The 25,511-nt window shown below is 60.4% G+C and carries 32 protein-coding genes; 23 read left to right on the forward strand and 9 right to left on the reverse strand.

Features of this window, described 5'->3' with window-relative positions; all coding sequences use genetic code 11:
* The first annotated feature begins 420 nt into the window (after window positions 1-420).
* From AC2CGI_RS18375 to AC2CGI_RS18390, 4 genes are all read left to right on the forward strand, one after another.
* Window positions 421-900 carry an adenine nucleotide alpha hydrolase family protein gene (locus AC2CGI_RS18375; protein ID WP_015376787.1) on the forward strand — a complete coding sequence of 160 codons (480 nt, stop codon included), beginning with the start codon at window positions 421-423 and terminating at the stop codon, window positions 898-900.
* A gap of 156 nt (window positions 901-1,056) precedes the next feature.
* Window positions 1,057-1,647, forward strand: coding sequence for a lipid IV(A) palmitoyltransferase PagP (gene pagP, locus AC2CGI_RS18380; RefSeq protein ID WP_015376788.1), 591 nt, complete (start codon window positions 1,057-1,059; stop codon window positions 1,645-1,647).
* A 126-nt stretch (window positions 1,648-1,773) separates the two neighbouring features.
* Entirely contained in the window at window positions 1,774-2,262 is a 489-nt protein-coding gene (locus AC2CGI_RS18385) for a YjjA family protein (RefSeq protein WP_015376789.1), read from the forward strand.
* Between the two features lie 50 nt (window positions 2,263-2,312).
* Window positions 2,313-2,576: a putative hemolysin gene (locus AC2CGI_RS18390; RefSeq protein WP_004940597.1), complete on the forward strand. Its 264-nt coding sequence runs from the start codon at window positions 2,313-2,315 to the stop codon at window positions 2,574-2,576.
* Between the two features lie 36 nt (window positions 2,577-2,612).
* Here AC2CGI_RS18390 and AC2CGI_RS18395 read toward each other — a convergent pair whose 3' ends face one another.
* The gene (locus tag AC2CGI_RS18395; protein ID WP_076740523.1) at window positions 2,613-3,230 is read right to left on the reverse strand and encodes a hypothetical protein; all 618 of its coding nucleotides are present in this window, start codon (window positions 3,228-3,230) and stop codon (window positions 2,613-2,615) included.
* Between the two features lie 171 nt (window positions 3,231-3,401).
* Between AC2CGI_RS18395 and AC2CGI_RS18400 the strand changes: the two genes are divergently transcribed.
* Complete coding sequence (locus tag AC2CGI_RS18400) at window positions 3,402-4,184, forward strand: DeoR/GlpR family DNA-binding transcription regulator (protein WP_021504716.1); 783 nt, start codon at window positions 3,402-3,404, stop codon at window positions 4,182-4,184.
* Between the two features lie 2 nt (window positions 4,185-4,186).
* Window positions 4,187-4,570 (forward strand): VOC family protein, encoded by a 384-nt coding sequence (locus tag AC2CGI_RS18405; protein WP_031300031.1) that lies wholly within the window; start codon window positions 4,187-4,189, stop codon window positions 4,568-4,570.
* Here the strand turns inward: AC2CGI_RS18405 and AC2CGI_RS18410 are convergent, their stop codons facing one another.
* On the reverse strand, window positions 4,571-5,479 hold the full coding sequence (locus AC2CGI_RS18410; RefSeq protein WP_015376794.1) for a LysR family transcriptional regulator: 909 nt from the start codon (window positions 5,477-5,479) through the stop codon (window positions 4,571-4,573). It lies immediately after the preceding gene.
* Window positions 5,480-5,604: 125 nt separating this feature from the next.
* Between AC2CGI_RS18410 and AC2CGI_RS18415 the strand changes: the two genes are divergently transcribed.
* The 5 genes from AC2CGI_RS18415 (at window position 5,605) to AC2CGI_RS18435 (ending at window position 8,581) form a co-directional block, all read left to right on the forward strand.
* A complete protein-coding gene (locus AC2CGI_RS18415) occupies window positions 5,605-6,486 on the forward strand; it encodes a pirin family protein (RefSeq protein ID WP_015376795.1) in 882 nt (293 codons plus the stop codon).
* A 118-nt stretch (window positions 6,487-6,604) separates the two neighbouring features.
* Window positions 6,605-7,231 carry an isochorismate family cysteine hydrolase YcaC gene (gene ycaC / locus AC2CGI_RS18420; RefSeq protein ID WP_004928476.1) on the forward strand — a complete coding sequence of 209 codons (627 nt, stop codon included), beginning with the start codon at window positions 6,605-6,607 and terminating at the stop codon, window positions 7,229-7,231.
* Window positions 7,232-7,385: 154 nt separating this feature from the next.
* Window positions 7,386-7,715: a hypothetical protein gene (locus tag AC2CGI_RS18425; RefSeq protein ID WP_015376796.1), complete on the forward strand. Its 330-nt coding sequence runs from the start codon at window positions 7,386-7,388 to the stop codon at window positions 7,713-7,715.
* A gap of 75 nt (window positions 7,716-7,790) precedes the next feature.
* Entirely contained in the window at window positions 7,791-8,243 is a 453-nt protein-coding gene (locus AC2CGI_RS18430; RefSeq protein ID WP_130054876.1) for a thiol-disulfide oxidoreductase DCC family protein, read from the forward strand.
* An 86-nt stretch (window positions 8,244-8,329) separates the two neighbouring features.
* Entirely contained in the window at window positions 8,330-8,581 is a 252-nt protein-coding gene (locus AC2CGI_RS18435) for a hypothetical protein (RefSeq protein ID WP_004928468.1), read from the forward strand.
* Here the strand turns inward: AC2CGI_RS18435 and AC2CGI_RS18440 are convergent.
* The 3 genes from AC2CGI_RS18440 to AC2CGI_RS18450 all read right to left on the reverse strand — a co-directional run bounded on the left by AC2CGI_RS18440 (window position 8,572) and on the right by AC2CGI_RS18450 (window position 10,867).
* Window positions 8,572-9,120 (reverse strand): GNAT family N-acetyltransferase, encoded by a 549-nt coding sequence (locus AC2CGI_RS18440; RefSeq protein ID WP_015376798.1) that lies wholly within the window; start codon window positions 9,118-9,120, stop codon window positions 8,572-8,574. The two genes, AC2CGI_RS18435 and AC2CGI_RS18440, sit on opposite strands and share 10 nt — an antisense overlap.
* A 95-nt stretch (window positions 9,121-9,215) precedes the next feature.
* Window positions 9,216-9,956, reverse strand: a complete 741-nt coding sequence (locus tag AC2CGI_RS18445) for a DUF2076 domain-containing protein (RefSeq protein WP_004928461.1) — start codon at window positions 9,954-9,956, stop codon at window positions 9,216-9,218.
* Between the two features lie 107 nt (window positions 9,957-10,063).
* A complete protein-coding gene (locus AC2CGI_RS18450) occupies window positions 10,064-10,867 on the reverse strand; it encodes a helix-turn-helix transcriptional regulator (protein ID WP_075684456.1) in 804 nt (267 codons plus the stop codon).
* 117 nt (window positions 10,868-10,984) lie between these two features.
* Here AC2CGI_RS18450 and AC2CGI_RS18455 point away from each other — a divergent pair, with 117 nt between their 5' ends.
* Window positions 10,985-11,755, forward strand: coding sequence for a class I SAM-dependent methyltransferase (locus tag AC2CGI_RS18455; protein ID WP_015376801.1), 771 nt, complete (start codon window positions 10,985-10,987; stop codon window positions 11,753-11,755).
* Between the two features lie 57 nt (window positions 11,756-11,812).
* On the opposite strand, the gene aqpZ is transcribed toward AC2CGI_RS18455, so the two are convergent.
* Window positions 11,813-12,508 carry an aquaporin Z gene (gene aqpZ, locus AC2CGI_RS18460; RefSeq protein WP_004940529.1) on the reverse strand — a complete coding sequence of 232 codons (696 nt, stop codon included), beginning with the start codon at window positions 12,506-12,508 and terminating at the stop codon, window positions 11,813-11,815.
* 426 nt (window positions 12,509-12,934) lie between these two features.
* Here aqpZ and AC2CGI_RS18465 point away from each other — a divergent pair, with 426 nt between their 5' ends.
* Window positions 12,935-14,296: an esterase-like activity of phytase family protein gene (locus tag AC2CGI_RS18465; RefSeq protein WP_076740521.1), complete on the forward strand. Its 1,362-nt coding sequence runs from the start codon at window positions 12,935-12,937 to the stop codon at window positions 14,294-14,296.
* Between the two features lie 198 nt (window positions 14,297-14,494).
* Here AC2CGI_RS18465 and AC2CGI_RS18470 read toward each other — a convergent pair whose 3' ends face one another.
* Window positions 14,495-15,670, reverse strand: coding sequence for a low temperature requirement protein A (locus AC2CGI_RS18470; RefSeq protein WP_033634036.1), 1,176 nt, complete (start codon window positions 15,668-15,670; stop codon window positions 14,495-14,497).
* A 309-nt stretch (window positions 15,671-15,979) separates the two neighbouring features.
* Here AC2CGI_RS18470 and AC2CGI_RS18475 point away from each other — a divergent pair, with 309 nt between their 5' ends.
* Both AC2CGI_RS18475 and AC2CGI_RS18480 read left to right on the forward strand, forming a co-directional pair.
* Window positions 15,980-16,264 carry a YdgH/BhsA/McbA-like domain containing protein gene (locus AC2CGI_RS18475; protein WP_004940519.1) on the forward strand — a complete coding sequence of 95 codons (285 nt, stop codon included), beginning with the start codon at window positions 15,980-15,982 and terminating at the stop codon, window positions 16,262-16,264.
* 241 nt (window positions 16,265-16,505) lie between these two features.
* Complete coding sequence (locus AC2CGI_RS18480; RefSeq protein WP_015376804.1) at window positions 16,506-17,063, forward strand: class I SAM-dependent methyltransferase; 558 nt, start codon at window positions 16,506-16,508, stop codon at window positions 17,061-17,063.
* Here the strand turns inward: AC2CGI_RS18480 and AC2CGI_RS18485 are convergent, their stop codons facing one another.
* Complete coding sequence (locus AC2CGI_RS18485) at window positions 17,064-17,525, reverse strand: GNAT family N-acetyltransferase (protein WP_021504707.1); 462 nt, start codon at window positions 17,523-17,525, stop codon at window positions 17,064-17,066.
* 219 nt (window positions 17,526-17,744) lie between these two features.
* Between AC2CGI_RS18485 and AC2CGI_RS18490 the strand changes: the two genes are divergently transcribed.
* The 4 genes from AC2CGI_RS18490 (at window position 17,745) to aroL (ending at window position 22,182) form a co-directional block, all read left to right on the forward strand.
* On the forward strand, window positions 17,745-18,860 hold the full coding sequence (locus AC2CGI_RS18490) for an ABC transporter substrate-binding protein (RefSeq protein ID WP_015376806.1): 1,116 nt from the start codon (window positions 17,745-17,747) through the stop codon (window positions 18,858-18,860).
* Window positions 18,853-20,976, forward strand: coding sequence for a TonB-dependent siderophore receptor (locus tag AC2CGI_RS18495; RefSeq protein WP_076740520.1), 2,124 nt, complete (start codon window positions 18,853-18,855; stop codon window positions 20,974-20,976). Before AC2CGI_RS18490 ends, AC2CGI_RS18495 begins: the two co-directional genes overlap by 8 nt.
* Before the next feature lie 53 nt (window positions 20,977-21,029).
* On the forward strand, window positions 21,030-21,548 hold the full coding sequence (locus AC2CGI_RS18500) for a GNAT family N-acetyltransferase (RefSeq protein WP_004940503.1): 519 nt from the start codon (window positions 21,030-21,032) through the stop codon (window positions 21,546-21,548).
* Window positions 21,549-21,657: 109 nt separating this feature from the next.
* On the forward strand, window positions 21,658-22,182 hold the full coding sequence (gene aroL, locus AC2CGI_RS18505) for a shikimate kinase AroL (RefSeq protein WP_004940499.1): 525 nt from the start codon (window positions 21,658-21,660) through the stop codon (window positions 22,180-22,182).
* Window positions 22,183-22,218: 36 nt separating this feature from the next.
* Here aroL and AC2CGI_RS18510 read toward each other — a convergent pair whose 3' ends face one another.
* Complete coding sequence (locus tag AC2CGI_RS18510) at window positions 22,219-22,962, reverse strand: helix-turn-helix domain-containing protein (protein WP_076740519.1); 744 nt, start codon at window positions 22,960-22,962, stop codon at window positions 22,219-22,221.
* Window positions 22,963-23,058: 96 nt separating this feature from the next.
* Between AC2CGI_RS18510 and AC2CGI_RS18515 the strand changes: the two genes are divergently transcribed.
* The 4 genes from AC2CGI_RS18515 (at window position 23,059) to AC2CGI_RS18530 (ending at window position 25,388) form a co-directional block, all read left to right on the forward strand.
* Entirely contained in the window at window positions 23,059-23,463 is a 405-nt protein-coding gene (locus tag AC2CGI_RS18515; protein ID WP_048322316.1) for a nuclear transport factor 2 family protein, read from the forward strand.
* Between the two features lie 47 nt (window positions 23,464-23,510).
* Window positions 23,511-23,711: a YaiA family protein gene (locus AC2CGI_RS18520; protein ID WP_004940491.1), complete on the forward strand. Its 201-nt coding sequence runs from the start codon at window positions 23,511-23,513 to the stop codon at window positions 23,709-23,711.
* A gap of 146 nt (window positions 23,712-23,857) precedes the next feature.
* On the forward strand, window positions 23,858-24,358 hold the full coding sequence (locus AC2CGI_RS18525; protein ID WP_021504701.1) for an RNA polymerase sigma factor: 501 nt from the start codon (window positions 23,858-23,860) through the stop codon (window positions 24,356-24,358).
* Between the two features lie 76 nt (window positions 24,359-24,434).
* Window positions 24,435-25,388 carry a FecR family protein gene (locus AC2CGI_RS18530; protein WP_076740518.1) on the forward strand — a complete coding sequence of 318 codons (954 nt, stop codon included), beginning with the start codon at window positions 24,435-24,437 and terminating at the stop codon, window positions 25,386-25,388.
* The last annotated feature ends 123 nt before the right edge of the window (window positions 25,389-25,511 follow it).

Below are 25,511 nucleotides of genomic sequence, written 5' to 3' on the forward strand. Positions count from 1 at the left end.
ATTGGTATTTATCATGATGCAGGGTGAATCATCCGGTACTTTTGAAGCCGTGTTAAATCCCATTAAGCGGTGCAACGCTTTTTGCCTGAGAAAGAAGAGCACAACTTCATGTAAAGGTGCATTTTGGTGATCCGCCGCACGCTTATTTCAAGAAACTATCCTGCAACCAATTAAAAACAAAAAATTAACAATGAGGTTTTTTTATTCGGTCATGGTTGTCAGTTTTGCTTTACAGATGCCGCAATGCGCGCCACGTCGGGCCGGCGTTAAAATACGCCGTCACGGGCGCTAATATAACGTGGCGGTCGTCACATTCTGTGGGAAGTGATACGTAAACTTTTCTCTACGTGCGCACAGATGGCGTATACCTACCAGAGGGGCTCATGTCCCAGCGGTGCTGGCCTGAGAGGGGGGCGTGTGATGAAAGGCTATCGACACATTCTGGTACTGATTCACGATGAGCGCGATGGGCTGCCGTTGCTGCGTAAAACGGTGGCGATGGTGGGTGGGCTGCCGATCGCCATCACCGTCGGCCACCTTAACGCCGACTATGCGGAGCTGGAGTACGGCAGCGATGCGCTGGTCAAAGATCGCCAGGCGCAGGAGGTGATCGCCGCCAAGGCGATGCTGAGCCGGCTGGTGAGCGCCGTCGAGGCGCCGGTTGCAGTCAAGGAAATCGTCACTATCCGGCGCTTTAAGGACGTCAGCGATTTCATTCATCAGGCCGGTATCGATCTGGTGGTGGTCGGGCACCAAAATCGCCTGTTCGGTCTCTATTCCTCTTATTCCCTGGAGTTTGTGAATCGTCTCGATGTCGATGTGTTGGTCAAGCACCTTGCCCGCGAGTCGTGTGCGACAAAGCGGACTTTTCCCACGGCTTTGCCGCCCGAAAGGCGATAGCATACGCAGGCCGGTGCAGCCTGTTAAAAGTTATCGGGAATTTTCCGGTGCTAAACTTAACCAAAGCACAACGGGCGTTGGATAAATTAGATACAGCTTGATCTTGCCTGGGCTATCGGTAAAAATCTGCGGCCGTATTTTTACAGGAGCTTTACGATGTTTCTCAAACGGACTCTTTTGGCATGTTCTCTGGCGTTGATATTTCCTGCACTGCCTTCTTACGCTGAGGTTGGTACAGAAAGTGGCAATACCGCGCAGGCTGAAAAACCGGGTCTATGGCAGCGTTTTACCCATAACGTGGCGGAGACCTGGAACAACTCGCCTAACCACGATCTCTATATCCCGGCCATCACCTGGCACAACCGTTGGACTTATGATGATGAGCATATCGATAAGTACAACGAACGCCCGTGGGGCGCCGGTTACGGCATCTCCCGCTACGACAGCGACGGTGACTGGCACGGCATCTACATCATGGCGTTCAAGGATTCCTTCAACAAATGGGAGCCGATCGGCGGCTACGCCTACGAGAAGATCTGGCGCCCGCTGGATGACAAGGATTTCCGCCTGGGGCTGGGCTTCACCGCCAGCGTCACCGCGCGCGACAACTGGAATTACATCCCTATCCCGGCGCCGCTGCCGCTGGCCTCTATCGGCTATCAGCGGCTGACGTTCCAGGCGACCTACATTCCCGGCACCTATAACAACGGCAACGTGTTCTTCGCCTGGCTGCGCTGGCAGTTCTAAACTTCCTGAATTCCGAAAAACGGCGCGGCGGCGAGATAAAAGGAACTTGTCGCCGCAGGCGGCGTCGGAGAGGTATCCCGGCGCGCTGCGCCGATTGCATGCCGTTATGACAGGAGTTTCACCACTATGATCACCAAACATCGTTTATTGCTGGCTTTGGCGCTGTCCGCGACCCTGGCCAGCGGCGCCACCCAGGCCGCCGGGCTGATGGATTCCCTCAGCAGCGCGGCGGGCGAACTGAGCAAGTCGGGCGGCGACAGCAGCGGCGGCATGTCGCTCTCCTCGTTGACCGGCCTGCTGAACGGCGGCGACAAGGCGTTGAGCTCCAGCAGCATGACCAATGCCGCCGGTATCCTGCAGTACTGCGTGAAAAACAACGTGCTGTCGGCTAACGGTGCCGAAGGGGTGAAAGATCAGCTGCTCAGCAAGCTGGGCATCACCAGCACCGAAAACGCCAAGAGCCAGGATTATCAGCAGGGCCTGGGCGGCTTGCTGCAGACCGGCGAAGGCAAGAGCCTGGATCTGAACAGCCTGGGCACCTCGCAGATCACCGAGAAGGTGAAGCAAAAAGCCTGCGATCTGGTGCTGAAACAGGGCAAATCCTTTATTTCATGATCAAAGAACGGCGGAGCGCTCCGCCGTTCGTTTTTGTATAAGCTGGAAAAATGAAAAAAACGTTGATGCTTTCCCTGCTGGCAGGGATGACGATGTTGCAGGGGTGTTCCGTGAAATCCAACGATGCGCCGCCACCGCCGCAGGTGAAACCGATCGGCATGGCGAACCCGGCCGACGTGTACTGCACCCAAATCGGCGGCAAGCTGAACGCCAAAGAGAATGCGGCAGGCCAGTATTCTACCTGTACCTTGCCGAGTGGGCAGGAAATTGAAAGCTGGGAACTGTTCCGCCGCGATCATCCGGTGAAAAAGTAACCCTATGCGGCGCCGGCTCTGCTGCCCGGCGCCCGATCAGAATTGGCGACCGCCTATCGGCTGCAGCTGCAGGCTGCCGTCCTTCTGCAGCGTCAGCGGCATGCGCCAATCACGCTGTTTATCCAGGTTGAACGGCCGTGAGCGGAACATGCAGCCGGTCTTGATATTCTTGATTTTCATCACGTGTTCCGCGTTCGCATTGATTTTCACCTCGAAGCTGCCGGCGGGCGGAATAAAGACTTCCGCCAGCTGTTGCGGCGCCGCTGGCGTTTCCAGCTTGACCAGCACCGCGAAATCGTTGCCCTGATTATCCAACGTCAGCCGATGCAGGCCGGATGCGGGCAGGCGCGTTGGCTGATGCAGATAACCCGCTGAGGCGGGCCACGGCTGCCCGGCATTGTCATGCAGCGGCCCGCCGCACTGTTCGCGCGCCTCCCGCAGCGGCATTTCGCGCTTGATGGCGCGATTGTAATCGGCGGGGGCGGCGAGACTGAACTCGTCGTCATATTGGTGGGCGCGCAGATAGCGCTTGGCGCCGAGCACCCCAACGGCGACCAGCATGAAGAACAAAAATATCCTCAGGCGATTTTTGAAAATCAGCCCGAACAGCTTCCCGGGGAGTTGAAACAGCCACCTTGCGATCGTCAATAACATCGTTTCCCTTAGCGTCCAAGCCGTTACGTCTGCGGTAACTTCGCTTGCCTCAGTATAGCCAACATCCCGCAGGCGAAAATCCTGCCCGGCGATTTTTCTTCCGCTCTGCATTGTACGTTTGTGTTTGTTTGTGTACATTTGTGATCACTTTAGCGTCACCGGATTGAAATGATGTCCAAACTGTTACCGAATGAGCGTCACCAGGCCATTCTTGACACGCTCCGCCAACAGGGGCGGGTGCTGGCCCTGGAGATGGCGCAGCGGCTGAACACCACCGAAGCGACCATTCGCCGCGATCTGCGCCAGCTGGCGGCGCAGAACCTGTGTAAACGCATCTATGGCGGCGCGTTAGCGCCGACGCCGGCCGAAGGCCCCGTTGCGACGCGCATTGCGCTCAGCGGTGACGAGAAGCTGACGCTGGCGCAGACCGCGCTGGGGGTGATCGGTGAAGAACAGCTGATCTTCCTCGACGCCGGCAGCACCCACCTGTATCTGGCGGATCTGTTGCCGCGCGACCGGCGTTTGACGGTGGTGACCAATGCATTGAGCATCGCCGGCAAAATGCTGGAGCGGCCGGGGATCCGCACCATCCTGATCGGCGGCGAGTTGGATGCGCAGGTCGGCGGCTGCGTGGACGCCAAGGCCGCGGAAGAGATCGACGGTTTCCATTTCGATTTGGTGTTTACCGGCATCTGCGCCTACGACCCGGCCGGCGGCTTCTCCGCGCTGAGCTACCAGGACGCCACCTTCAAAAAGCGGCTGTTGACGCGCGCCGGCAGCGTGGCGGTGCTGTGCACCCGCGACAAGCTCAATACCTACGCCCCTTACCCCTTCCTGCCCGCCGGGCGGGTGGATCATCTGGTGACGGCGCGCGGCGCGCACCCGCAGCTTGAGCTGCAGGTGGCGCAGGGCGGCGGCCAGGTTTGGCACAGCGATTTACCGACCGGAGAATGATGATGAAAATAGCCCATGTTGCTCTGTGGACCCGTGACATCGACGCGCAGCTGGCATTTTGGCAGCGTTATTTCAATGGTGCCGCGGGGGAGGAGTATATCAGCCGCAACCGGCCGGGGTTCGTTTCCCGCTTCGTCAGCCTGGCGGCCGGGCCGTCGCTGGAGATCATGCGCGTGCCGACGTTGCTGCCGGCGCAGGAGCAGGAGGAGCGGGTCGGTTGGGCGCACATCGCACTGTCGCTCGGGGATGAGCGGCAGGTCGATCGGTTGGCGCAGCGCGCGCAGCAGGAGGGCATTTTGCTGTCCGCGCCGCGCTGGACCGGCGACGGCTTCTACGAGGCCGTCATTCGCGATCCAGACGGCAACGCGATCGAAATCACCGCCTGATCACTCTTCTTCAATGCTGGCGAATTGCTCGCCCAGATAGTCGAGCAGCAGCCGCACCGCCGGCAGCAGGCCGCGGCGCGACGGGTAAACCGCATGCACCACGCCGCCCTGCGGCTGCCAGCCCGGCAACAGTTGCACCAGCTCGCCGCGCAGCATGTCGTCGCGCATCATCATCGCCGGCAGTTGGACGATGCCGGCGCCGGCGATGGCGGCGGTGCGCAGCATCAGCATGTCGTCTGTGACCAGCCGCGGCGTGTGCTCCCACTCCACCCGTTCACCCTGCGGGCCGCTCAGCCGCCATTGGTGCTGACCGCGCGCGGGGCCGAGATCGAGCGTCGGGTATTTACGCAGGTCTTCCGGCGTGTGCGCCGGCCCGAGGGTGCGCACCAGCGCCGGGCTGGCGGCGACGCACCAGGTGCGCTGCGCCAGGATTTTCAGCACCAGATCGCTGTCCTCCAGCGGCGGCGGCCGCACCCGGATCGCCAGATCCAACCCTTCCCCCACCACGTCCACCCGGCGGTTGGTGGCCTCCAGATGCACCGTCACCTTGGGATAATCGGCCATAAAGGCCGCCACCATGCTGCCGACGCGGGTGTGCAGGATCGCCACCGGGCAGGACATGCGCACCGTGCCGCAGGGCTCGGCGCGCGTCTGCTCGATCGCCTGCTGCGCCGCTTCCGCTTCCACCAGCATCGCCTTGCAGTGCGCGTAATAGGTTTGGCCGACCTCGGTCACCGAGAAGCGCCGCGTCGAGCGCTGGATCAGGCGCACGCCCAACCGCTCCTCCAGCAGCGCCACGCGGCGGCTGAGCTTGGATTTGGGAATGCCCAGCGCCCGGCCGGCGGGGGCGAATCCCTGGTGATCGACCACGCTGGCGAAGAAAAACAGATCGTTCAGATCGGTCAGCATCGTATCCCTTATCGTTCTATCAGTAGAACGCTGAGTGTACATCTTGCCTACTACTGCAGCAAACCCCGGCGGATTAAACTTCTGACATCAACTTAAGGCCGTGAGGTCTGAAACGGGAGTTCAAGATGAAAAAAATCCTCGGTATTCACAACAGCCCGGAAGCACACTGGGTCGGTAACGGTTTCCTGGTGAATTCGCTGTTCTCTTATAACGATTTGGGGGCGGAAATGAGCCCGTTCCTGCTGCTGGATCACGCGGCGCCGACCAAATTCCGTTCCGCCTCCGGCACCCGTGGCGTGGGTCAGCACCCGCATCGCGGGTTTGAAACGGTGACCATCGTCTATCAGGGCGAAGTGGAACACCGCGACTCGACCGGCAGCGGCGGGGTGATTGGCCCCGGCGACGTCCAGTGGATGACCGCCGCCTCCGGCATCCTGCACGAAGAGTTCCATTCGCGGGACTTCTCGCGCAACGGCGGCACCATGGAAATGGTGCAGCTGTGGGTCAACCTGCCGGCCAAGGACAAAATGGCCGAGCCGGGTTACCAGACGCTGCTGAACGCCGATATTCCGGTGGTCCCGCTGGCGGACGGCGCAGGGCAGGTGCGGGTGATCGCCGGTGACTTCGGCGGCCATGCCGGCCCGGCGCGCACTTTCAGCCCGCTCAACGTGTGGGATATGAAGCTGAATGCCGGCCATACCACCACGCTGACGGTGAAAGAAGGCCATACGCTGGCGCTGGTGATGCTGCACGGCGCGATCCTGGTTAACGGCGAAGATGTGGTGCGTGAAACCCAGATGGTGCGTTTCGACCGGGCGGGGGACTCGATCACTATCGAAGCCAACAACGACGTCGCGCTGTTGGTGCTGAGCGGCGAACCGATCGATGAGCCTATCGTCGGCTACGGCCCGTTCGTCATGAACAGCGAAGCGGAAATCCAGCAGGCGTTCCGCGATTTCAACAGCGGCAAGTTCGGCAGCATGAACGCCGAAGCGAGCGCCGGTTGAACCTTGGCATCTGGGGCGGGAAGTGTTCTCGGTTCCAGATGCCACACTTAAACCTCAACGCCCCGCCACACCGGCGGGGCATTTCATCCGCAACATCAAACCCCACAGGAGTAAAACCATGACTGCAAATTACAAACGCCTCGACAAAGATCAGGCCGCCGTATTGCTGGTGGATCATCAGGCAGGGCTGCTTTCGCTGGTGCGCGACATCGATCCCGATCGGTTTAAAAACAACGTGCTGGCGCTGGGTGATTTAGCGAAGTATTTCAACCTGCCGACCATTCTGACCACCAGTTTTGAAAACGGCCCCAACGGCCCGCTGGTGCCGGAACTGAAAGCCCAATTCCCCGATGCTCCCTTTATTCCGCGCCCTGGCCAGATCAACGCCTGGGACAACGACGACTTCGTCAAAGCGGTAAAAGCCACCGGCCGCAAGCAACTGATCATTGCCGGCGTGGTGACCGAAGTGTGCGTGGCATTCCCGGCGCTGTCTGCGCTCAATGAAGGGTTCGAAGTGTTTGTGGTGACCGACGCCTCCGGCACCTTCAATGAACTGACCCGTCAGTCGGCCTGGAGCCGTATGGAAGCCGCCGGCGCGCAGTTGATGACCTGGTTCGGCGTCGCCTGCGAACTGCACCGCGACTGGCGCAACGACATCGAAGGCCTGGGCACGCTGTTCTCCAACCATATTCCGGACTACCGCAATCTGATGACCAGCTACAACACGCTGACCAACGGTAAGTAACGCGACGGCCCTTTACTCAACCTTTCGCCTTTCATCACGTTAGACGCGGGATGTAAGCAAAGCGCAGCGGGGCGAAAAGGTAGCGAAAAGCGGCTTTCTCATTGGCCGGGGGCGGGGTAGCGTAATCCCGAACCCGGCAAATGAGGCTAATTCAATGAAACAAGCAATCAAGATCCTGGCGCTGCCCTGCATGGGCATGGCGCTATTGTTCAGCGCGAGCGCGATGTCGGCGCCTGAGAAGCCTGCGGCCAACGCGTTGCCGCCTTTGATGGATGCGCCGATGCGCATGCCGCCTTTCCCGGGCGGGCACCCGCCCAAGCCGGGGTTCTGCCACGGCGGCGAGCTGTTCTGCGCCACCTCGGCCAGCGACAATCCGGTGGAAACCATCAACAAACTGACGGCGGTGATCCCGGCGGGCAGCGCCAAACATTACGAAGTGCGCGTCGCGGTGGTGGCCGTGCCTGACGCACCGCCTGCGCCTTAACGGGCCCTGTCATCCCGCTCTGGCCTGGGCGCACCAGGCGCGTTAGGCTAAGGAGAGCGTTTTTCGGGAGGCGGGATGACCCCTTTATCACAGCTGCTTTATCTCCAGCCCGGCGATCGCGTGCTGTTGTTCGACGGCGAATGCAATCTGTGTCACGGGCTGGTGAGATATTTGATTCGGGCCGATCGGCAACGGCGCATTCTGTTGGCGACGGTGCAATCCGTCGAAGGACAGGCGATCCTGCTGGCGTTGGGGTTGCAGACCGATCGTTTCGATTCCGTGGTCTATGTTGAGCAGGGGCGTTATTGGCTGCGTTCGGCGGCGTTGTTTCAGGCGCTGCGCCAATTGGCTTGGCCATACCGCGCGCTGGCGCTGGGGCGTTATCTGCCGTCGAAGCTGGCGGACAAGGTGTACGACGCGGTCGCCGGCAATCGCTACCGGCTGTTTGGCCGCAACGACGGCGCCGGTCTGCCGGGTGCCGATCAGCCCGGGCGCTATCTGCCGCGGCGACGGGAACCGCCGGCCTGAGCTTTACGCTTCTTTACCATCCAACCGCTTGAAATATCAGCACTCCAGCTCCATATAATGGAACATTCAACCAACAAGGAGCGCGTATGGGAATCAGTGAAGAAGAGCGCATTCGCCGTTTGACCCAGGAGAAAAACGACATGGGCAATACGGCGAAATGGGTGGCGATCGTTTCCGCCGTGTACTTTGCCTTGATGGTGTTTTACGGCCACCCGACCGGCGTGTTGGCGATGTCGGGCGCGGTGTTCATCGTGTCGACCACCACCTGGCTGAAAAAGCGTAAGAAGGTCAAATCTTATCGCATGGCATTGGCCAGAATCAGCGACGATCAGCCCTGATAGTCGCCGCGCTTTAGTGTATACACCAGGCTCGGCGCCGCGCCGGGCACGTCATCCAGCGTATCCACCCGCCGCATGCCGATCTTTTCCAGCACTCGCCACGACGCCTGATTCTCCGCGCGCACAATGGCGGAAATTTCCTCCATCGCCAATCCGACAAAACCATATTGCAGCGACGCCCGCGCCATCTCGGTGGCCAACCCCATGCCCCAGACGCGAGTATCGAATCGATAGCCGAGGTTCACGGTGCGCTGCGCGCCGAGCGGTTTCCAGGACAATCCGCCAAAGCCGATGATCCAATCCGGCCGTTCGCGCAGGGCGATCGCCCAGGAACCGTAACCGTGTTGTTGCCACCCGGAAATTCTCTCTTGCAGCGCCGAGATAGCCTGCGCTTCGCTGGTGAGCGGGCCGGCGGGATTGAAACGCTGGGTTTGCGGATCGCCGAAGATGGCGTAGAAGCGTTCGAGATCCGCCATCACCGGCGGGCGCATCTGCAGGCGTTCGCTGAAAAAAGGGTCTGAAGGAGTAAGGCTCATCATCGTTTCTCCCGGCTGGATAAATGAACAGTGTTCACTGTAGACCAGATTGGTGAAACGGGAAATCCCCCTCTGCGGGTGAGAGGGGGCGAAGTGAATTACAGGAAGGAGTCGTCGTCGTCGCTGTAATCGTCGTCGGCGTAATCCGTGTCGTCCTGATAGCTGGCGTTCTGGAAGCCGTTGTCCTGGTTCAGGAAGCTGCCACCATCGCCGTTGTTGAAGGTATCAAGGTTGTTGGAGGCGTCGAAATTGCGCATTGCGCTGTCGTCCAGCGGCGCCGGGGTTTCCTCGATAATATTTACGATTTCCTGTGGTTGCGAATGGCGGAACATGCCGGTCAGCATGTCGGCCAACACCACGCCGCCGGCGACGCCCGCCGCCGTTTGCAAGGCGCCTCCCAGGAAGCCGCCGGCGCGTGAGGGCGCCGCCTGCTGCGGTTGGGCATAGGCAGGCTGCTGCTGCGCGTAGCCCCCCTGCTGCGCGTTGTTCCAGGCCGCCGTATTTTGCTGCTGCGCCTGATACTGTTCACGCGGGCTTGGCGTGCGGCTGCCGCCGCCGAACAGACCGGCCAGGAAGCCGCCGCTGCTCTGCTGGCCGTTGGCGGTTTGCTGCAGCTGCGCCACCTGGGCCTCCAGCTCTTTGACCCGCTGATCCATCTGCTTGAGCGCCGCTTCCTGAATGATCATCGCCTGCGCCATGTAATAAGGGGCGGAAGGCTGCTCGCGAATATGCTGGTTGATTTGCTGCTCTGCCTGGAGATCCCGTGGGCCCGTCTTGGTCTCGGCTTCTTTCAGGCGGCCAAACAGACCATCGATAAGGCGTTGTTCTTCGGATTGCATAGGAGTACCTCAGGAGATAAATAACGGTGCTGGATGATCATTATCATCGATATTAATCACCCTAGCGCGTTTACATGAACCAATAAATAAATGGCGGGTAAACTTGCCTATGAATTTGTTACCAATTGCGGCAGCGGGATCAGCATCACCAGCTTCAGACCGGCGTGCTCTGCCGGGTGGAAGGTCAGTTGGCGATAGCGCAGTGTGCCTAGCTGAGGATGCTCGAACGCGCGTTCGCCGCCTTCGCGCGCCATGACGTCATGTTGCTTCCACCAGTGATTAAAGTCTGCGCTGTTGTGCGTCATGTTGCGCACGAAGGCGCGCATCTCTTCGGTATTTTGATGATGGCTGGTCTCGGCGCGAAACTCGGCCACCACGCGGCGCGCGCGCTCTTCCCAATCGCTGACCAGCGTTTTCGCCAATGGGTGGAAGAACATGAAGTGCAGCAGGTTGGGGCTGTTGGCCACATCCAGCCAGCCGCTGAACAGCGCCGCCGCCTGCGGGTTCCAGGCGACGACGTTCCAGGTCACGTCCAGCAGGTAGCAGGGCACCGTCATCTGGTGCACGCTTTGCAGCACCGCGTCGTTGGCGGTTTCGCGGTGTGTTTCCTGCTCGGGGTCGGCGATGCGCGCCAGGGTAAACAGGTAATGGCGTTCGGCCGGGCCGAGCCGCAGCGCCTTGGCGATGCGTGCCAGCGTATAGGGGGAAATGGATACCTCGCGGCCCTGTTCGATCCAGGTATACCAGGTGGCGCTGATGCCGCTGATTTGCGCCAGCTCTTCGCGCCGCAGGCCGCTGGTGCGACGGCGCGAGGAGCTGGGCAGGCCGAGCATTTCCGGCGTGATGCGTTCGCGGTGCGCCCGCAGGAACGCGCCGAGGGCCTTTGGCCCGGATAAGGCTTCTGATGACATAGCGTGGTACCTATTTATACCAGGATAACTGCTCATATTGTACCCGTATAGTAGCCTGATTATAGTAGCCGAAAGCCTTCAGGCACAGGCGCAAGCCGGATAATAACGGGAGCAAACATGAGCATCAGCAACAGCCATAAAAACGCGGTAGACCGGCAGTTCGGCGAGCAGGCCAACGCCTACTTAACCAGCGCGGTACACGCGCAGGGCAAGGATTTGCAACGCCTTGCACAGTTACTGGAACCGCACGCCGGCGCGCGCCTGCTCGATCTGGGCTGCGGCGCCGGGCATGCCAGCTTCACGGCGGCTGCCAGGGTGGCGCAGGTGGTGGCCTACGATCTGTCGGCGCAAATGTTGGCGGTGGTGAAGCAGGCGGCGGCGGAAAAAGGCCTGAATAACATTCAGCAGCAGCAGGGCGTGGCGGAGTCTTTACCGTTTGAAGACGCCAGCTTCGATCTGGTCATCAGCCGCTATTCGGCGCACCACTGGCACGACGTCGGCCAGGCGCTGCGCGAGGTCAGGCGGGTACTCAAACCGGGCGGCAGCGCGATCTTTATGGACGTGGTCTCGCCGGGGCATCCGCTGCTGGATATCTACCTGCAAACCGTGGAAGTGCTGCGCGACACCTCGCACGTGCGCAACTATGCGCCGGGCGAGTGGCTGACGTTGCTGACCGAGGCCGGGCTGATGGTACGCGAAGTGACGGCGGATCGATTGATGCTGGAGTTCGGCAGTTGGGTGGCGCGCATGCGCACGCCGGCGCATTTCGTCACCGCGATCCGCGCGCTGCAGCAAAGCGTGTCGGAAGAGGTGGCGGCGCATTTCGCCATTCAGCCGGACGGCTCCTTTACCAGCGATATCATGATGTTTGAAGTGACGAAGGGCTGAAAGCAACGGGGCAGCCGATGAAGGCTGCCCCGTGAAACGCGATCGACTGCGATACGCTTATTTTTTGTCTTCCAGCAGGCAGCGGTAGATCAGGCCGCCGATAATGCCGCCGACCAGCGGCACCAGCCAGAAGACCCACAGCTGCTGCAGCGCCCAGGTGCCCTGGAAGATCGCTACGCCGGTGCTGCGCGCCGGGTTGACGGAGGTGTTGGTCACCGGGATGCTGATCAGGTGGATCAGCGTCAGCGTCAGGCCGATCGCCAGCGGGGCAAAGCCTGCCGGCGCGCGCTTGTCGGTCACGCCGTGAATAACGATCAGGAAGAAGGCGGTCAGTACCAGCTCAATCACGATCGCGGCTTGCAGAGAATAACCGCCCGGTGAGTGTTCGCCGTAACCGTTGGAGGCGAAGCCGCCTGCGGTGGCGTCGAAACCGGCTTTGCCGCTGGCGATCAAATACAGCACCGCCGCTGCGGCGATACCGCCGATGACCTGAGCGATAACGTAAGGAATAACGTCTTTCGCCGCGAAACGGCCGCCGGCGAATAAGCCGACGGTGACGGCCGGGTTAAAATGCCCGCCGGAAATATGGCCGACGGCATAGGCCATCGTCACCACGGTCAGACCGAAAGCGAGCGCGACGCCGAGGAAACCAATACCCAGCTGTGGGAATGCCGCTGCCAATACTGCGCTACCACAACCACCAAACACCAACCAAAATGTGCCAAAAAATTCAGCAAAAAGTCGCTTTGACATAGATTCCATCCTGCGGAATAGACTAACGGGCGTTAGCACTAAAAACTATAGAACAGCTTTTTGAGTTCATGCAGATATTCTATAGAATTTTCTTAATGCACCTTGAATAACGGCGGTATTAAATCCCCGGTATTTTATTTTGTCTATGAGAAAAACACCGTTTTTCCCCGTACTGACGCGCGTTTGCCGATTTTTTTATCTTTGCTATAAGAATTTACCCTAAGCAAAATGGCGGGCTATTTTCGGGCGGTTTTTTCCAGCGGTTTTCTCCATTCAATACGCTCAGGTTAATTGCTAATTTCTATTTGCCAGCCAACCTTATTGCTTGTTTTACATTTGACGAAGCGCCTGTTGTCATCTAAGTGTCATGCTAAATTAATATCTTCTTCTGCCTGATAACGCTTCATTCAACCTCGGGTAAAAAACATGAGAATAAAATCGCTCTCCCTGCTGTTGGCTTCGCTGTTTCCGGTATTCACCTACGCTGCAGATATTGAGGTGGCGCGTTATGTGGTCGGCTTCCCCGGCGGGGAACGCGTCGCCTATCAGGGGGCGTTTGCCAGGCATTTCCCGCAGGGGTTGCCGGTGGGGATCGGCTCAGGGCTGTCGTTCAATCGCAAGCAGGGCGACGATCTGGTGCTGACGACGCTGACCGATCGCGGCCCGAATGCTGATGCCCCTGCGGTGGGCAAGCAAGAAGCCAAGATTTTCGCCAATCCGCAATTCACGCCTCTGTTGATGGACATTCGTATCGGCGGCGGCAAGGCCGTGGCCGAGAATGCGCGGCCCTTGCATGACGAAAAAGGGCCGATTAGCGGGCTGCCGCTGCCGAGCGAGCTGATTGGTTCCACGAACGAAGTGGCGTTGAACGACGCGCTGCAACCGCTGTCCGGCGATCGCCGTGGGTTGGATACCGAAGGTATCATCGGTGACGGCAACGGCGGCTATTGGCTGTGTGACGAGTATGGCCCGTTTCTGATCCATGTCGACGACAAAGGCAAAATTCTCGCCAAATATGGCCCAACGCCGCAGGCCGGCGAGCAGGCGGTGGCGAGCGGTTTGCCGAGCATCCTGAAGTGGCGCCAGCCTAACCGCGGTTTTGAGGGGCTGACCCGGATGCCGGATGGGCGCATTCTGGCGGCGGTGCAGAGCACGCTGGATGTTGATGGTAAAAGCAAAAACAAGGCGCAGTTTACCCGGCTGGTGAGCTTCGATCCGCGCAGTGGCAAAACTGCGATGTATGGCTATCCCATCGATATCGACCGCTATAAAAAAGCCAAGGACGCCAAGATTGGCGATATCGTGGCGTTGGACAACCAGCGCATCCTGTTGATTGAACAGGGAACCGATAAAGATAAAACGATGATCAACAAGATCTATCTGGTGGATCTCGCGCAGGCCAGCGATCTGAGTACGTTTGACGGCCAGGGTAAAGCGCTGGAGTTCGACGATGCGCAAGAGCTGGCTAAACGCGGCGTGAAGCTGGCGCAGAAACGGGAAGTGGCGGATCTGCGCCAGTTGGGCTGGCGCCAGGAGAAAGCGGAAGGGTTGGCGCTGATCGACGATCGCACGCTGGCGGTGATCAATGACAACGATTTCGGCTTGCAGGCGAAGCTGGTGGATGCGTCGCCAAAGAGCAAAAAAATCGGTGACTATCAGCTGGAGAAAGGAGGGCGGTTGATCCTCGACGGCGACAAGACCGATGCCCGTATCGAATTGCGCCCTCTGGAGCAACCGGAGTCGCTGAGTGAGCTCTGGGTGCTCACCTTGCCGCAACCCTTGAAGTGATCGAGAGGGGGCGACAGCGCCCCCGTCAGACCGTTGAAAAAGGAGGAAAAAACGTGGTTTTTCCTCCTTTGTGGCCATCAGCCGAAAATCAATAAATTGATTTTCCTTGTTTTTTTATCCGCTGCTCTCTGCAAACCCGGCAATGGCATGAGGTTTGTCATCAATCTCACAGCGGGGGCGGTGACGCCCCCGTTTGCTTCAGGTCTCCGCGTGCCGCTGCGGCGCTCTGCCGCGCGAGATGCTCTCCCACACCGCCACCACCACCATGATCAGCGTCGTCAGGCCATTGACCATCAGCAGATCGGTTAAATAGGCGGCGGGGGCCAATACCGCCAGCGCCAGCAGCCCAACCAGGTGCGACAGCGGGAAGCGGCGATACACCAACCGTTTATACAGCGCGTTGGCGAACAGGTAAATCGCCGGGCCGAGCAGCAGCACCGCCGCCGTGGCGTGTTGGATGCGGCCGTCAGGATGGGCGATCACCAGCTCGTTGGCCACGGCGCAGACGATGATGGCTCCCACCAGCGCGACGTGCACGTAGTGGAAATAAGCGCCCAGCTGGCCGGGGTTTTCCGCCTGGCTGATGGCGTGGCTGCCGGCTTTGCTGCTGGTGTCGAAGTAAACCCACCACATCGCCAGGCTGCCGAGAAAGGCCACCAGCGAAGCGATGAGCACCGGCAGGCTCCAGCTTTCCATTTCGCTCAGGGTGGCGCCGGTGATCAGAATGGTTTCCCCCAGCGCCACGATCACGAACAGCTGGCAGCGCTCCGCCAGATGGTGGCCTTCGATGGTCCATTCGCTGCTGCTGTCCGAGCGCCCCAGCACCGGCAGGCGAAAACCGAACATCGGCGAGACGTATTCGCACAAGACGGCGATCGCCCACAGCGCCAGGCGAGTATGGCCTTCCGCCAGCCCGCCGGCGATCCAGAAGACGGCGGAGATGCACAGCCAGCCGAGGATGCGGCGAAAGTTTTGTTTCAATGGGTGGCCAGGCGCCAGCAGGCGCAATACCGTGGCGGAGCGGCCGACCTGAATAGCGACATAAAACAGCGCGAAGATCAGGCCGCGCTCGCCAAACGCCTGCGGCAGCGCGGCGGCGGCGAACAGCCCCAGCAGCATGATCGCGAACAGCAGCAGGCGGATCTGGCGGGTATCCGGATTGAACCAGTTGGTGACCCAGGCGGTGTATTGCCAGGCCAGCCAGACGGCAAACCACAGCAGCAGGGTTTCCAGCGCGCCGGTCAGCGTCAGGTGATGCAACAGATAGTGGGAAAGTTGGGTCACGGCGAAAACGTAGATCAGATCGAACAGCAGCTCGGAAAATGAGACCGAAGCGCCCTGACCGTCACGCACGCGCAGCAGGTTTTGCGACATAAGCGTTCTTCCTTAAAAGGGTAAGCCACAAAATCAGCGTAGCTCAGCGCGCTCCGGCGGGTAAAAAATCTTAAATAGACGCGGCGCGCATGCTTTATCTCGCACCGTCTTTAATTGTTCATCAAATAGGGGTAAGGTGAGGTCTATAAAGTCATTCCCGCCTGAAAATACACACCCGCTCTTACTTCCTCCTTATTCTCCTCACAATGATTGATGTTCTTTACGTTGCATGACGTCCGTTTTCATTGGCTAGCGGATAATTAACATCACTGACCACGAGCTAATAAACAAGAACACCTGGAGTCAATCATGAAACTCATCCCAAGCATCGCAGCCGTATTGATCGCCGCCGCTTCTTTCTCCACTTTCGCCGCGCCGCTGTCGTCGGTGAAACAGGTCAACAGCGAGCAGGCCGCCAATCTGCAAAGCATCGGCGTCGTGTCGGTTTCCGGCATTAGCGGCTCACCGCATGATGCCATCACCGCCCTTAAAGAAAAAGCCGCGGCGGACGGCGCCAGCCATTATCGCATTATCGGTCTGGACACCCCCGGGGATTCCAGCAACTGGCGCGGCAATGCGGAAATTTATCGCTAAGCATTGGTTTTTTTACGCTCTGGCCGCGGCAACGCGGCCAATAAAATAAACGGTCGCAATAATTATCTGAATAGTCGGTGTATAAACGATTTATTCTCAGGTCATTATTACGGCCGTTTTTCTTTGCGTGCCGTTGATGAGGTTGCATTTTATTACAACTGTGTCTGCCGCTTTCGGAATCATGTTAATGATTACTTAAGAAATTCGGCTCACATTGAGGGCTTAACCCAAGGAGGCCTCAATGTTAAATGCGACCCGGCTGCAACTGATGAATCACTTCGCTTACCTGCAGCAATTTATGGCTTCACCGCGCACCGTCGGTACGCTGGCGCCTTCTTCCCCGTGGCTGTGTCAGGCGATGCTGAATCAGGTTGAATGGACCCGGGCGCTGTCGATCGCGGAACTGGGCGCGGCCGACGGGGTGTTGACCAAACGTATTCTGGGGCGGATGCGCGCCGATGCGGCGCTGGAGGCCTTCGAGATCCAACCCCATTTCGTGCATCGGCTGCGCGGGATAGACGATCGGCGGCTGAAGGTGATGGGCCACTCTGCGACCCGGATGGCCACGGATTACGACGTGGTGTTTTCCTGCCTGCCGCTGCTGTCGATCCCGGTCAGGATCAGCGTGCGCATTCTTCAGCAGGCCCGGCAGCGGCTGCTGGCGCGCAACGGCACGCTGGTGCTGTTCCAATACAGCCACCTGTCGGAAAAATTGCTGTCGCGCTATTTTCACTGGAAGCGCCTGCGGGTGGTGCGCAACTTCCCGCCGGCGCTGGTGTATGTCTGTACGCCGCGTTAGCTACAGTTTTTTCTCCATCACCACCACCTCTTCGTCATGCTGCCGCCGGCGCTCCAGAGGTTGCCAACCCCAGCCGGCGTACAGCGCTTCCGACTTGTCGGTAATGAGATGCAGAACCGAGTGATGGCGTTGCCGCGCCGCCTCGACGATCGCCATCTCCAGACGGTGGGCGATGCCCTTGCGGCGGTGATCGGGATGCACGAAGACGCCGGCCAGCCACGGAGTGAGATCCTGGCGCTGGTGATCGTCGCTGGGCCACAGGCTGGCCATGCCGACCGGACGATCGCCGTCGATCATCATCAGCGTCAGGTGATCGTCGCTTGGCCGGCTGCATTGGGCGAAACGCAGCTGGGTGCGCGCCAGCGAACCGCCGCGCTGTGAACCCCATTGCCCGAAAGCCCAGGCGGCGCACACATCGGCAAACTGCGGGCACTCCGACAGCGGAATGATGCGTTGAGTCATGGAGGTCTCCCGGTTTTTTTGCTGTTTCCCCCTCCTATTTAACCGATTTTTCCGCCATTTTTTTAACTTTTTAAAGCCGCTATTTTAGCGGTTTCACGGTGTTTCACCGCATGCCCGGCACCGTTTCCCAGATTTCTTTTGGCAATGGCGGCGTGGGATTGCAAGTGCTAATGAGAGTGATTATCATGCGCACACTATTTCCCCCGTTTCGGCTCAATCATGCGCACTTCCCTCATTTTACTGCTGCTTTCCCTGTGGTTCGGCATGTTCTCCGCCCAGGCGAAGACGGTAACCGACATCACCGGCCGCCAGGTCGCGGTGCCGGACAACCCGCAGCGCATCGTGGTGGGGGAGAGCCGCATGCTGTATACGCTGGCGCTGCTGGAGCCGGGCAACCCGGCGCAGCGCATCGTCGGCTGGCCGGCGGATCTGGCGCGCTTTGATGCGCAAAGCTGGCAGCTGTATACGCAGAAGTTTCCACAGATAGCCCAGATCCCCGTCATCAGCGGCAATAACTTTCGCCAGGTCAACATCGAAAGCCTGCTGCAGCTGAAGCCGGATCTGGTGATCCTGGCGCGCTACGCGCGTGAAGACGGCGACAACGATTTGCTGGTTTCCGCACTGAGCAAGGCCGGCGTGGCGGTGATCTACGTCGATCTGCGCATCGATCTGCTGAACAACACCGTGTCGAGCGTGCGGCTGCTGGGCGAAGTGCTTAATCGCCAGCAACGCGCCGAGCAGTTCATCGCGTTTTATCAGCAGCATATGACGGTGATCCGGCAACGGCTGGCGGGCTATCAGGGGCCGAAGCCCAAGGTGATGCTGCACCTGCATCTGGGGCGGCGCGACACCTGTTGCACCACCGCCGCGCACGGCAACCTCGGCGATTTGCTGACCTTCGCCGGCGGCGACAACATCGCCAACGCCAGCGTCAAAGGGGTGTATGGCGAGCTGAACCCGGAAACCATTCTGAGCGCCAATCCCGACGTGTACCTCGCCACCGGCATGGCTGGGCCGCAGGGCAAACGGCTGTCCGATCTGCGCCTCGGGCCGCAGGTCAGCCGACAAGAGGCCGCCGACAGCTTCCGCCAACTGATCGCCAAACAGCCGATGCTGGCCAGCCTGCAGGCGGTGAAAAACCACCGCGCCTGGAGCGTCTGGCACAACTTTTACCTCAGCCCGTACCATGTCGTGCTGGTCGAGATGTTCGCCAAAGCGTTTTACCCGGATCTGTTCGCCGACATCAACCCGCAGCAGACCTTCCAACAGCTGTATCAGCAGTTTTTGCCGTTACCTTTTTCAGGGACCTATTGGAGTCAGTTAGATAATGAATAACAACAAGCGCGGCTGGTGGTGCGCATTGCCTTTGGCAGCCTGCGCGACATCGCCGGCGTGGGCGGCGGAAAAAGCCGCGCCGCAGGAAGAGAGCCTGGTGGTGGTCGGCCGCAAAGACGCCGACGGCGTGCAGAGCTATCAGCCGTTGACCAGCGTTACCGGCACCCGCAGCGAAACCAACCTGCTGAACGTGCCGCAGGCGATCGACGTGGTGCCGCAACAGGTGATTACCGATCAGGCGGTCAGCAGCCTGGACGAAGCGCTGTACAACGTCAGCGGCATAACCCAGGCCAACACGCTGGGGGGCACCCAGGACGCGGTAATGAAACGCGGCTTCGGCGACAACCGCGACGGCTCCATTCTGCGCGACGGCGTGCGCTCGGTGCAGGCGCGCAACTTTACGCCGACCACCGAGCGGGTGGAGGTGCTCAAGGGGCCGGCCTCGATGCTGTACGGCATGGGCGAGCCGGGCGGGATGATCAACATGATCACCAAAAAGCCCCAGCTGCAGCAGCATACCCACGTGGAAGGCTGGGGCAGCAGTTTCAACGGCGGCGGTGGCCAGCTCGACGTTACCGGGCCGCTCGGCACGTCGGGGTTTGCCTATCGGATGATCGTCGATCACGATGAAACCGATTACTGGCGCAACTTTGGCCGCAATCGCCAGACGGTGATCGCGCCCTCGCTGATGTGGTACGGCGAGAACACCACCGTGCGGTTGGCCTATGAACATATGGAATATCTGGTGCCGTTCGATCGCGGCACCATTATCGATTCGCGCACCGGCAAACCGGTGAATACGCCGCGCGATCGCCGTTTCGACGAGGCTTATAACGCCACCCGCGGCGATCAGGACAGCGTCACCCTGCAGATCGATCAAACGCTCAATGAGCGCTGGAAAAGCTCGCTGACCTACGCCTACAGCCGCAACAGCTACAGCGACAACCAGGCGCGCGCCACGGCGCTGGACCCGGAGAGCGGCGCATTGAGCCGCCAGGCCGACTCGACCGCCCATGCCGTCAGCCACGCCAACGCGGTGCAGCTGACGTTCAATGGTGACGTGGACTGGGGCAGCATCAACCACCAGATGCTGTTCGGCTTTGATTTTGAAGATAACCGTACCTACCGCGGCGACATGATTCGCGGTAAAAAGAACAGCGATTTCAATATTTATCATCCGGTATACGGCCTGATGCCGCCGTCGACCGCGGTCAGCACCAAAGACAGCGACCAGCGGGAAAATCTCACCAGCTACGGCTGGTTTATGCAGGATTCCATCCAACTGACCGATAAATGGCTGGTGATGGGCGGGCTGCGCTACGACGCTTTCGACGTCTATGCCGGCAAGGGGCGGCCGTTCCAGACCAATACCGACAGCTCGGACGGCAAGCTGGTGCCGCGCGCCGGGGTGGTCTACAAGCTGACGCCTTACGTGTCGCTGTACAGCAGCTATACCGAGTCGTTCAAGCCGAACTCTTCCATCGCCACCCAGATTGATTCGCTGCCGCCGGAGCAGGGCAAGTCGTGGGAAGTCGGCGGCAAGCTGGCGCTGCCGAACGGTGTTACCGGCACGTTGGCGCTGTTCGACATCACCAAGCGCAACGTGATGGTCAGTGAGCTGGTGGCGGGCGAAACCGTGACGCGCACCGCCGGGCGCGTGCGTTCGCAGGGCGTGGAGCTGGACGTGGCCGGTAATCTCACCGACTCGCTGAGCCTGATCGGTTCCTATGCGTATACCGACGCACGGGTGGTGGACGATCCGGACAACAAGGGCAAAGAGATGACCAACGTGGCGCGCCACACCGCCTCGCTGTTCCTGACCCAAAACCTGGGCAGCCCGGGTCTCTACAGCGGCGATGAGGTGCGCATTGGCGCCGGTGCGCGCTACGTAGGGCGCCGCCCGGGTGACGCCGCCAACAGTTTCTACCTGGATAACTACACCGTTGCCGATGCGTTCGCCGCTTACACCATGCCGATCAACGGCTATCGGGTGAAATGGCAACTGAACGTGAAGAACCTGTTCGATAAAACCTACTACCCATCCAGCGGCGGCAATTTGCGCGTGGCGGTGGGGGAACCGCGTGAGGTGGTGCTGCGCGGCAGTGTCGATTTCTAAGCCACGGGCGGTGAAATTTGCTTAAATAACCGCCCCAACGTTAAGGAGAACCCATGAGCCTGCAGATTCGTTTGGCGCAGCAGCGGGATATCGCGCATCTGATGGCGGTTGAACGCTCGGCGGCGCAGTTGTTTCGCCAACAGCCGGAATGGCGCTTTATTGCCGAAGGCGAGGTGATGGCCCCGCAGCAGCATGCCGCGTTTATCGCCGAGCGCCGTGAATGGCTGGCGGAAAGCGACAACGGCGAGTGCGCCGGTTTCATCGCCGTGCTGGCTCAGGGGGAAGACTGGCACATCGCCGAATTGTCGGTCGCCGGCACCTGGCAGCGGCAGGGCGTCGGCCGCCGCCTGATCGGCGCGGTGGCGGAAGAAGCCAAACGGCAGGGGGCCGGCCGCCTGACGCTCACCACCTTCATTGAGGTGCCGTGGAATGCGCCTTACTACCGGCGGCTGGGATTCCGGCCGCTTGAGGGCGCGCAGCTCACGGCCGCCTTGCGGCGGCATCTGGATGAGGATCTGGCGCACGGCTTTGCCGTCGGCAGTCGCTGTGCCATGGAATTTACACTATCGTAAATATTGAAATACAGAGCGGGCAGGGTATGATGCTGCCACCACGCCATCGCACCCGCTCGGCATTTTGGTATGCAATGCACTCAAGTCACCGCATAAGGGACAACCCGTAATGACACAAACCCTGTTCATGATAGGCGCTCGCGGAGCCGGCAAGACCACTGTAGGCCGCGCATTGGCGCTGGCGTTGGGCTATCAATTCGTCGATACCGATCTGTTTATGCAGCAGGCGGCGCAGATGAGCGTGGCGGAAATGGTCGAGCGCGAGGGTTGGCTGGGGTTCCGCCGCCGTGAGACCGTCGCGTTGCAAACCGTGACTAAGCCGTCAACTATAGTTGCCACCGGCGGCGGCGCGATCCTGGCGGAAGAGAATCGTCAGTTTATGCGCCAGCATGGCACCGTTATCTACCTGCGCGCGCCGGCCAGCGTGTTGGCGCAGCGGTTGGAAGAGTACCCGGAAGATGCGCAGCGCCCGACGCTCACCGGCAGGCCGATCGCCGAAGAGATGCGCGAGGTGCTGGCCGCGCGGGAAGCGCTGTATCAGGATGCCGCACATTACGTGATGGACGGCGCCGCCGATCCGCAGCGGGTGGTGGAACAAATCCTCGCTGTGCTGCCGCGTGAGACGGTGAAATAACCTTTTCTTCTCTTCGGGCGCTGTGCGCCCGTTTTTCTATTCCGTTTGCCGAGCGGCCGCAAAGTAGGCCCCGGGCGTGACGCCGAAGCGGCGGCGAAAGGCGGCGATGTAGGCGCTGACGTTATCATAGCCGCAGGCGTCGGCCACCTCGCCAACCGCTTCGCCGCGTGATAACCCCTCCAGTGAACGCAATACCCGCGCCTGCTGGCGCCACAGCGCGAAGCTGATGCCGGTTTCCTGCAGAAAACGGCGGCTCAGGGTGCGCGGGCTGAGCCCGGCCCAGATGGCCCAGTCGCGCTGGCTGCGCGGGCTGGCGGGATCGTTCAGCAGCGCTCGGGCGATGTTCAGCAACCGGGCGTCCTGCGGCAGCGGCAATTGCAACGGCGCGCGGCTTGCCGCGTGCATTTCGTCCAGCAGCACCTGCAGCAGCCGCCGTTGCGGCGCACTCAGCGGGCCGGCGGGGAACTGCGCGATGCGCTCCACCAGGGCCTGCAACAACGCAGAGGCCGTGAACAGTTGCGGCAGCGGCGGCATCTCCGGCACGCTTTCCATCGGCAGATACAGGCTCCAGCCCGCCACGTCGCCACAGGCCAGCGCCTGATGGGCGCATCCCGGCGGCAGCCAGCCCAGCGTGCCGCCGGTGATCGCCCATTGCTGGCCCGGGAGTTCCATTGCCAGCATGCCGCGCGTCAAGAGATAGATCTGGCCGCCTTCGTGCCGGTGCCAGGGCGTCAGGTGCTTTTTTTCATGCTGAAGGCGTTGGCTGCGGATCTGCGTCATGTTGGCCGTTTAACGTTATTGAAAGTCTTGATGTGGTTATTATGCCATCGCCTGGCCGGGATAGGATCGCCGTTCACCCTATTTCGGAGAAATGTGATGACTCAACTTACCCCGCTGAATCTGGTGCTCGATACGCTGCAGCAGATCGTCGCCAACCCGGAGCATCGGCCGGCCCAGCTCGCCGCCCGCTTCAGCGCAGACTACCGCCAGCAGGTGGATGGCAAGGTGCTGCACTTCGAGCAGTTTGAGCAGCATATGGCGCTGCTGAAGCGGCAAACCCGCCGCATGACGCTGAGCATCATCGCGGCGGCGGAGCAGGGCGAGGCGGTGCTGACCCACCATCTGGTCGAGGTGGAAAAGCGCGACGGTACCTGCAGCCGCGTGCGGGTGCTGGCGCACTTCACCGTGCGTGAAGGGCGTATTTGCGCCTGCGAAGAACTGACCGAGCTGTTGGCGGGCGCTCCCGGCGATCGCGATCTTGGCTCGCGCGTGTCGGAATGAGGGCGGCTGCTATACTTGCTACTGTGTGAAACACACGGGAGAACGGCATGCGCGAAAATGATCAACCTGCTTATCCACGGAGTGCCCGCGTCGTAGAGGTGTTTCGGGGGGACCCGAACCTGCATCTGCGCCGCTTTGAGGTGCGCACCGACGACATTGAGCCGAATACGCTGCTCAGTGAACATGAAACCGAGCAGGAAGCGCTCGACGCCAAGCATCGCTATGAAGACGAGGCGTTAGAGCTCTGACCTGCAGCCCAGCGGAAACCGGCGTCAGGCCGGTTTCCTGTTTATCCCCCCGCGTTAGCACATATTTCCCAGAACAATATTGATAATGATAATCATTTATGTGATTTTTATCGCCCCTATTGGGTGTTTCACTTCTGGGAAAAGAGATGTCCAATTCCGAGTTGCAGGCGCTGTTTCTGCGCCATATGCGGCCGCTGCAAGCCTATTTGAACGCCAAACTGCGCGACCCACAGCTGGCCGCGGATTTGGCGCAGGAAAGTTTTACCCGCCTTACCGAGCAATATCCGCAGGGTAACATTCTCGATATCGAAGCCTACCTGTATAAAACCGCCAAAAACCTGATGCTCGACCATCTGCGCCAGCAGCAGCGGCGGCAGACCGAAGCGGTCGAAGACGACATTCTGGCGCAGTATCCCTCCGGTGAACCGGCGCTTGAACAACTGGCGATCGATAGCCAATTGCTGCAGCTGTTGCAGCAGGCGCTGGCGGACATGCCGCCGCGCACGCAGCAGATTTTCCGGCTCAACCGGCTCGATGGCCTGACCCAGGCGCAGGTGGCGGCGCAGCTGGGCGTGTCGCTCAGCACGGTAGAAAAACACCTGGCCAGCGCGCTCGAGCGGCTGATGGCGCGGATGGAAGAACAATAATGGCAATTTTTTTACGGGTTTATCCGCGCTCAGACGTCTTAACCTATAACCAGAAAAAACAGAGGTCTATGCCATTATGAAACCGCTAACCGCACAGGCGCGACAGCAGGCGGCCGCCTGGGCCGTGAGCCTGGCCGAAGGGGCGCTGCCGGCCGATCGGCGGCGAGCGTTGGACGCCTGGCTGGCCGCCGATCCGCAGCATCCGGCGGCGCTGCGTCAGGCTCGCCTGCTGTGGACGACGCTGGGACAGCTGCCGCCTGAGCAGCGGCAGGCGTTACAACCGCAGGTGGCGACGCTGAAAACGTCATCCCATCGCAGGTGGCCCCGCTGGGCGGTGGCGGCGGCGGTGGCGATCGCCGTTTCCTTCGGCGTTTATCGCGGGCCGGATCTATGGATTGGCATGCAGGCGGATTATCAAACCGTTCGCGGCGAGGTGCGCGAAGTTGCGTTGCCGGACGGCAGCCGGGTGGCGCTGGACAGCGGCAGCGCGATCGCACTGGCGTATTCCGCAGGCGAACGCAAGGTGCGGCTGCTTAGCGGCGCCGCCTATTTTGTCGTCGCGCCGTTGGGCGGGCCGGAAAGTCGCCCGTTCAGGGTGGAGGCGGAAAACGGCGTCACCCAGGCACTGGGCACCGAGTTCAGCGTGGCGCGCACCGAGCAGGGCGTCGACGTCAGCGTGCATCAGCACAGCGTGCGGGTAACGCTTGAGCGCGGTGAGCGTTCGCTGGTGGTCGCGCAACGCCAGGCGGCGCATTACCGCAACGGGCAGCTGCAGCTGACGCGGCAAACGGCCGGTGATGACGCCTGGCGGCGCGGCTGGCTGGTGATCGACCGCCAACCGCTGACGCAGGCGCTCGCGCAGCTCAACCGCTATCGCGAGACCCGCATCGTAGCGATCAATTCCGAACTCAGATCGCGTACGGTCAGCGGCGTATTCGCGCTCAATAAACTCGACGACGGCGTCGGCGCCATTCGTCAGGAACTCTCCGCCCGCCAGCTGAATCTCCCCGGCATCACGCTGCTTTACTGAGCGGCGCAGGCGGGCCGGGATGCCCGTTTCGCCGCTATTTTCACTTTCTGTAAAAAATCTTTACGGGTTTTTGCCTCCCAGAACGTCCTTATGTTTAAACGATATTGATTTCCATTATCACTT

The sequence above is a fragment of the Serratia sp. LSHTC3 genome, from assembly GCF_057197125.1.

Coding starts and splice junctions, on each gene's coding strand:
- AC2CGI_RS18375 (WP_015376787.1), top strand. CDS start 421: ATGAAAGGCTATCGACACATTCTGGTACTGATTCACGATGAGCGCGAT.
- ycaC (WP_004928476.1), top strand. CDS start 6,605: ATGACTGCAAATTACAAACGCCTCGACAAAGATCAGGCCGCCGTATTG.
- AC2CGI_RS18390 (WP_004940597.1), top strand. CDS start 2,313: ATGAAAAAAACGTTGATGCTTTCCCTGCTGGCAGGGATGACGATGTTG.
- AC2CGI_RS18485 (WP_021504707.1), bottom strand. CDS start 17,525: ATGACTCAACGCATCATTCCGCTGTCGGAGTGCCCGCAGTTTGCCGAT.
- pagP (WP_015376788.1), top strand. CDS start 1,057: ATGTTTCTCAAACGGACTCTTTTGGCATGTTCTCTGGCGTTGATATTT.
- AC2CGI_RS18415 (WP_015376795.1), top strand. CDS start 5,605: ATGAAAAAAATCCTCGGTATTCACAACAGCCCGGAAGCACACTGGGTC.
- AC2CGI_RS18395 (WP_076740523.1), bottom strand. CDS start 3,230: ATGTTATTGACGATCGCAAGGTGGCTGTTTCAACTCCCCGGGAAGCTG.
- AC2CGI_RS18385 (WP_015376789.1), top strand. CDS start 1,774: ATGATCACCAAACATCGTTTATTGCTGGCTTTGGCGCTGTCCGCGACC.
- AC2CGI_RS18430 (WP_130054876.1), top strand. CDS start 7,791: ATGACCCCTTTATCACAGCTGCTTTATCTCCAGCCCGGCGATCGCGTG.
- AC2CGI_RS18490 (WP_015376806.1), top strand. CDS start 17,745: ATGCGCACTTCCCTCATTTTACTGCTGCTTTCCCTGTGGTTCGGCATG.
- AC2CGI_RS18450 (WP_075684456.1), bottom strand. CDS start 10,867: ATGTCATCAGAAGCCTTATCCGGGCCAAAGGCCCTCGGCGCGTTCCTG.
- AC2CGI_RS18525 (WP_021504701.1), top strand. CDS start 23,858: ATGTCCAATTCCGAGTTGCAGGCGCTGTTTCTGCGCCATATGCGGCCG.
- AC2CGI_RS18410 (WP_015376794.1), bottom strand. CDS start 5,479: ATGCTGACCGATCTGAACGATCTGTTTTTCTTCGCCAGCGTGGTCGAT.
- aroL (WP_004940499.1), top strand. CDS start 21,658: ATGACACAAACCCTGTTCATGATAGGCGCTCGCGGAGCCGGCAAGACC.
- AC2CGI_RS18510 (WP_076740519.1), bottom strand. CDS start 22,962: ATGACGCAGATCCGCAGCCAACGCCTTCAGCATGAAAAAAAGCACCTG.
- AC2CGI_RS18470 (WP_033634036.1), bottom strand. CDS start 15,670: ATGTCGCAAAACCTGCTGCGCGTGCGTGACGGTCAGGGCGCTTCGGTC.
- AC2CGI_RS18495 (WP_076740520.1), top strand. CDS start 18,853: ATGAATAACAACAAGCGCGGCTGGTGGTGCGCATTGCCTTTGGCAGCC.
- AC2CGI_RS18500 (WP_004940503.1), top strand. CDS start 21,030: ATGAGCCTGCAGATTCGTTTGGCGCAGCAGCGGGATATCGCGCATCTG.
- aqpZ (WP_004940529.1), bottom strand. CDS start 12,508: ATGTCAAAGCGACTTTTTGCTGAATTTTTTGGCACATTTTGGTTGGTG.
- AC2CGI_RS18475 (WP_004940519.1), top strand. CDS start 15,980: ATGAAACTCATCCCAAGCATCGCAGCCGTATTGATCGCCGCCGCTTCT.
- AC2CGI_RS18465 (WP_076740521.1), top strand. CDS start 12,935: ATGAGAATAAAATCGCTCTCCCTGCTGTTGGCTTCGCTGTTTCCGGTA.
- AC2CGI_RS18520 (WP_004940491.1), top strand. CDS start 23,511: ATGCGCGAAAATGATCAACCTGCTTATCCACGGAGTGCCCGCGTCGTA.
- AC2CGI_RS18425 (WP_015376796.1), top strand. CDS start 7,386: ATGAAACAAGCAATCAAGATCCTGGCGCTGCCCTGCATGGGCATGGCG.
- AC2CGI_RS18455 (WP_015376801.1), top strand. CDS start 10,985: ATGAGCATCAGCAACAGCCATAAAAACGCGGTAGACCGGCAGTTCGGC.
- AC2CGI_RS18480 (WP_015376804.1), top strand. CDS start 16,506: ATGTTAAATGCGACCCGGCTGCAACTGATGAATCACTTCGCTTACCTG.
- AC2CGI_RS18515 (WP_048322316.1), top strand. CDS start 23,059: ATGACTCAACTTACCCCGCTGAATCTGGTGCTCGATACGCTGCAGCAG.
- AC2CGI_RS18445 (WP_004928461.1), bottom strand. CDS start 9,956: ATGCAATCCGAAGAACAACGCCTTATCGATGGTCTGTTTGGCCGCCTG.
- AC2CGI_RS18400 (WP_021504716.1), top strand. CDS start 3,402: ATGTCCAAACTGTTACCGAATGAGCGTCACCAGGCCATTCTTGACACG.
- AC2CGI_RS18405 (WP_031300031.1), top strand. CDS start 4,187: ATGAAAATAGCCCATGTTGCTCTGTGGACCCGTGACATCGACGCGCAG.
- AC2CGI_RS18530 (WP_076740518.1), top strand. CDS start 24,435: ATGAAACCGCTAACCGCACAGGCGCGACAGCAGGCGGCCGCCTGGGCC.
- AC2CGI_RS18440 (WP_015376798.1), bottom strand. CDS start 9,120: ATGATGAGCCTTACTCCTTCAGACCCTTTTTTCAGCGAACGCCTGCAG.
- AC2CGI_RS18435 (WP_004928468.1), top strand. CDS start 8,330: ATGGGAATCAGTGAAGAAGAGCGCATTCGCCGTTTGACCCAGGAGAAA.